This is a genomic window from Nocardia sp. NPDC002869, from assembly GCF_046764065.1.
Lineage (GTDB): Bacteria > Actinomycetota > Actinomycetes > Mycobacteriales > Mycobacteriaceae > Nocardia > Nocardia rhamnosiphila.
The window spans coordinates 1-4,419 of the sequence record NZ_JBKOOL010000271.1 but is presented as its reverse complement, the minus strand read 5'-3'; the positions used below and the strand labels follow the sequence as shown (position 1 = coordinate 4,419).

Below are 4,419 nucleotides of genomic sequence, written 5' to 3'. Positions count from 1 at the left end.
GCCGTGACCGGCCGAGCAGCGACGACCTCAGCGGATCAGCACATCGGCGTCCGCGGGCAGTCCGTCGATGGGCCACCACCGCAGGTCGGCGGACTCCGCGCTGCGCACCGGGACAGCTCCCGGGGGTGCGGTGATCCGGAACAGCAGATCCAGATGCCGGGTCGGGGCACCGAGCGAACAGGTGATCGGATGCGCCTGGGCGCCGTAGAGGTCGGGCTCCAGCCGGAGCCCGGGGATCCCCGACTCCTCGGTGGCCTCGCGCAACGCGGCGGCGGCCACAGTGTCGTCACCGGGCTCGCAGTGCCCGCCGAGCTGGATCCAGCGCCCGACCCGCGGATGCAGGGTCAGCAGTACCTCGCGGCCGTCATCGGAGAACACCACGGCCGAGGCGGTGATATGCCCGGGTGCGTGCTCACGCAGGCACCCGCGCGGCGCCGAGCCGAGGAAGGCCAGTATCGCCTCCCGCAGCGAGGCGTCGGCGCCCGAATCCGGCCGCCACGCAGTCAGTAGTCCGGTCGCCGACGCGTGCAGCGATTCGGCGGTCACAGTTCCACCAGACCCGCGGCCGGGTCGCGCGGGGGACGCGGCAGCAGTTCCTCGACGGGGTGCCCGATCGCGATGGCCCCCAGCGGAATCCATTCCTCGTCCAGGCCGAGCACTTCCCGGGTCGTCTCCGGGGCGAAGATGGTCGATCCGATCCAGCAGCTGCCCAGCCCCTCGGTCGCCAGCGCGACCAGCAGTCCCTGGACCGCGGCCCCGACCGCGACGGTGAACATGGTCCGTTCGGCGTCGCGGCGGCGGCCGTCCGGATAGTCGTGGGCGCCGTCGGGAACGCAGAACGGGATGATCACCTCGGGGGCATCGAACAGGATGCGGCCGCGGTTCACCCGCCGTTCGATCCGCTCGGGATCCAGGCCGTCCGCCGTGAGGTCGGCCCGCCACTTGCCGGCCATCGCCTCGAGCAACTGTTGCCGCCGGTCCCGGTCGCGCAACCAGACGAAACGCACCGGGCGGGTGTGGTGCGGAGCCGGCGCGGTGAGCGCCACCGCGACCGCGGCGCGGATCTGCCCGGGGTCGACGGGCTCGGGCGCGAAACTGCGGACCGAGCGGCGCATCAGCACCGCCTCCCCGCGGCCGCGCGCGATCGCCTCGGCGGTGCCGAGCCAGAACAGGTCGTCGGTACCCGAACGCACCAGATCGGCTGCGCTGGAACCGTTGTCGGCGACGGGCAGGCCGCGCACCACCGCGATCGGGACCCCGCCCAGTTTGCCCTTCACCAGGTCCGCGGCGGCGGCCAGTTCGTCCGCGATCGCCACCTGGGTGACCTGTAGTTCGTTGCCCTGTCCGTCGACGGCCCCCGCGTAGTCGTGCAGCACCGGCAGTCCCGCCGAACCGATCGCGACATCGGTCTGCCCGTTACGCCAGGCGCGGCCCATGGTGTCGGTGACGACCACCGCGATATCCACGCCGAGCCGTGCGCCCAGCGCCGAACGCAATCCTTTCGCACTGCCGTCGGGATCGGCGGGCAGCAGCACCAATTCACCGTGCTCCACATTGGATCCGTCCACGCCGGACGCGGCCTGCACGATGCCGAGACGGTTCTCGGTGATCAGAGTCCGGCCGCGGCGCGCCACCACCCGCACCGCCTCCTGCTCGACCAGCCGCCGCCGCGCGGCGTCGCGCTCCTCCGGATCGGTCGGGGCCGGCACGATCCGGCCTTCGGCCTTGGCGACGATCTTGCTGGTGACCACGAGGACATCACCGTCGGTCAGCCACGGCGCCCGGGCGGCGATATGTTCGGCCAGATCGTCACCGGGCCGGAATTCCGGCAGTCCGGTGATCGGCAGAATCTGTAGTTGCGCGGCGGCGTGGTCCGCGGCCACTGTCTCGGCCAACGGGTTTGCGCTGGTCACGGCTTCACTCCTGCCAAATCGAGAGCCTCACGCACCATTTCGGCGGTGGTGGGCGGGTCGGTCATCAAAAGGGGAACGCTGCGCACCTGGACATCCGGGACCTCGGCGGTATCGGTCGTATGGATCAGCCAGCCGTCGAGAATGCCTGTGGCCGAACGGGATCCGTAGTGGCGCCCGACCGCCTCCGCCGTCGTCTCCACACCGATCACCGACAGGCACTCGTCGGCCATCCCGCGCAACGGTTTGCCGTCGATCACCGGCGATACCCCGATCACCGGGGCCTTCGTGGTGCGCAACGCACCCCGAATTCCGGGCACCGCGAGGATCGATCCGACGCTCACCACCGGGTTCGAGGGAGCGAGTAATACTACATCCGCATCGACTATGAGTTCGGTCACATTCGGTGCCGGTTTGGCGTCATCCGCCCCGATTGTGGCGAATCCGTGGGTTTCGACGGCGGCGCGGTGGCGAACCCACCACTCCTGGAAATGGATCGCGCGGCGTTCGCCAGGGCTCTCCGGGTCGCTGATAACAACATGCGTTTCACAGCGATCATCGGTTGCCGGGAGGAGTTTCACACCCGGTTGCCATCGATTGCAGAGGGCTTCGGTAACCGCCGAGAGCGGATACCCGGCGCGCAGCATTTCGGTCCGAACCAGGTGCGTCGCGATATCCCGGTCCCCCAGTCCGAACCAGTCGGGCTGGGCATGATATTTCGCGAGCTCCTCCTTGGCGTGCCACGTTTCCCCCAGCCGGCCCCAGCCGCGCTCCGGGTCGATTCCGCCACCGAGCGTATACATGCAGGTATCGAGGTCGGGACAGATTCGGAGCCCGTGCATCCAGACATCGTCGCCCACATTGACGATGGCGGAAACCTCCGCCTCGGGCAGTAGCTCCCGGACGCCCAGCAGGAACCGCGCGCCACCGACTCCGCCGACCAGGACGACGATACGGGGACCATTGGCGGGTGCGCTGTCCGCTTGTTGTGAAGTCACATCTGTACACACTATGCCGCGCGGAAAATGGTGCGCCTTCCGCTATATTTGCCGCTCATTTGCTATTCGGGTCACAAGATCGACTCGGAATGCCGCGCGGGATAGTAACGGAATAGTGACGGTGGCTTGACCATCACTACAGGCGGCGTGTCTAATCACAGACATGTCATTCCGGGTCGCGCGGGAAGTGCAAGGCGCGTACGGAAACTCGAACGGATGTTCGAATTGGAATGGCAGGCTCGGGGAAGTCCGCGAGACAACGTCGCGGAGTTTGGCCGTCGGTATGCGCATCGATCGACGGAAATGAATTCTTTCTGCGCTAACACACAGTGAGGAGGCGGAGCGATGGCCGATGATCTGGCCCCGGCCGGCATTCCGGTGGGTGTATCGCGAACCGATTCCACAGCAGGCGCAGCACGAGGCGTCGCTGTTGACAACGGCTGGTTCGGCCCTGACCGGAGTGAGCGTGATTCGACACCCCGGCTCAGCCTGATCGTGACCGGTTTCGACGAGATGTTCGGCTCCATCGAAGAACAGTGGCAAGAACGCGCACTCTGCGCGGAGACAGACCCGGAGGCCTTCTTCCCGGAGAAGGGCGGCTCCACCCGCGAGGCCAAACGCATCTGCCTGGGATGCGAGGTCCGTGACGAATGCCTGGAATACGCGCTCGCGCACGATGAGCGCTTCGGAATCTGGGGCGGCCTGTCGGAGCGGGAGCGCCGGCGCCTCAAGCGCGGTATCGGCTGACGACACCGCTCGCGTCGGTGCGCCCCGGAGCATGTGGCCGGGGCGGGCCGTCGCGATCGGCGATCACTGACTAACGTTGACGGTCATGGCACGATCCCGCAACCGCAGACCCCCGACCGCCCGGTCGGTCAGCCGTCGCGGCCGCGGTGTCCGCGGACCGATGCTGCCGCCGACCGTCCCGGCCTGGCGCACCCGGGGCCAGAAATTCGACCGGCTGGTACTGGAAGCCTTCGCACCCCTGGACACCCGCTGGCACGATCGGCTCACCAAACTCGATATTGCCGTCGACGACGTGCCCAAAATCCGCCCGCTGCACCCGGATTCGGTGACCTGGCCGGACGAGGTCGTCGCCGACGGCCCGGTCCCGCTGTCGCGGCTCATCCCCGCCGGCGTCGACCGGCACGGCACCCCGATCCGCGCCCGGGTCGTGCTGTTCCGTAAACCTCTCGAACTCCGCGCCGGCGATCCGGACGATCTGGTCGAACTCCTCCGCGAGGTACTGGTCCAGCAGATAGCGACCTACCTCGGCGTCGACCCCGACGTCATCGACCCGGAACCGGAATAGGCCTGTCGCCCCACCCTCCGTACAGGCGATCGGTCGATCGAGCGAGCCGCATCAGCACGAACCACGAAGGGGTGAAGGGTGGGCTCGCTCGCGAAGGTGCTGTGTTTTTGGCGGCGCCTGCGGCGCCGCGGGGTTGAGGCCCCCTTGTGTCTCGCCGTTTCGGCCTCGAGACTCGCGCTTCGCGCATGCGCTTCGAGGC

5 protein-coding genes are annotated in these 4,419 nt (G+C 68.3%); 2 read left to right on the top strand and 3 right to left on the bottom strand.

All coding sequences use genetic code 11. The features are described 5' to 3' along the window. Nucleotides 1–27: 27 nt before the first annotated feature. Genes ACLML9_RS27945 through cofD form a run of 3 tightly spaced genes read right to left on the bottom strand, consistent with a single transcriptional unit; the run spans nucleotide 28 to nucleotide 2,908 of the window. Nucleotides 28–546 carry an NUDIX hydrolase gene (locus ACLML9_RS27945; protein WP_411948300.1) on the bottom strand — a complete coding sequence of 173 codons (519 nt, stop codon included), beginning with the start codon at nucleotides 544–546 and terminating at the stop codon, nucleotides 28–30. Continuing rightward, on the bottom strand, nucleotides 543–1,913 hold the full coding sequence (locus ACLML9_RS27940) for a coenzyme F420-0:L-glutamate ligase (protein ID WP_411948299.1): 1,371 nt from the start codon (nucleotides 1,911–1,913) through the stop codon (nucleotides 543–545). Before ACLML9_RS27940 ends, ACLML9_RS27945 begins: the two co-directional genes overlap by 4 nt. Next, the gene (cofD, locus tag ACLML9_RS27935; RefSeq protein WP_265804001.1) at nucleotides 1,910–2,908 is read right to left on the bottom strand and encodes a 2-phospho-L-lactate transferase; all 999 of its coding nucleotides are present in this window, start codon (nucleotides 2,906–2,908) and stop codon (nucleotides 1,910–1,912) included. Before cofD ends, ACLML9_RS27940 begins: the two co-directional genes overlap by 4 nt. 513 nt (nucleotides 2,909–3,421) lie before the next feature. Here cofD and ACLML9_RS27930 point away from each other — a divergent pair. Next, nucleotides 3,422–3,655: a WhiB family transcriptional regulator gene (locus ACLML9_RS27930; protein WP_030523343.1), complete on the top strand. Its 234-nt coding sequence runs from the start codon at nucleotides 3,422–3,424 to the stop codon at nucleotides 3,653–3,655. Between the two features lie 85 nt (nucleotides 3,656–3,740). Then, nucleotides 3,741–4,220 (top strand): metallopeptidase family protein, encoded by a 480-nt coding sequence (locus tag ACLML9_RS27925; RefSeq protein ID WP_168165638.1) that lies wholly within the window; start codon nucleotides 3,741–3,743, stop codon nucleotides 4,218–4,220. The last annotated feature ends 199 nt before the right edge of the window (nucleotides 4,221–4,419 follow it).

Coding starts and splice junctions, on each gene's coding strand:
- ACLML9_RS27930 (WP_030523343.1), top strand. CDS start 3,422: ATGTTCGGCTCCATCGAAGAACAGTGGCAAGAACGCGCACTCTGCGCG.
- ACLML9_RS27925 (WP_168165638.1), top strand. CDS start 3,741: ATGGCACGATCCCGCAACCGCAGACCCCCGACCGCCCGGTCGGTCAGC.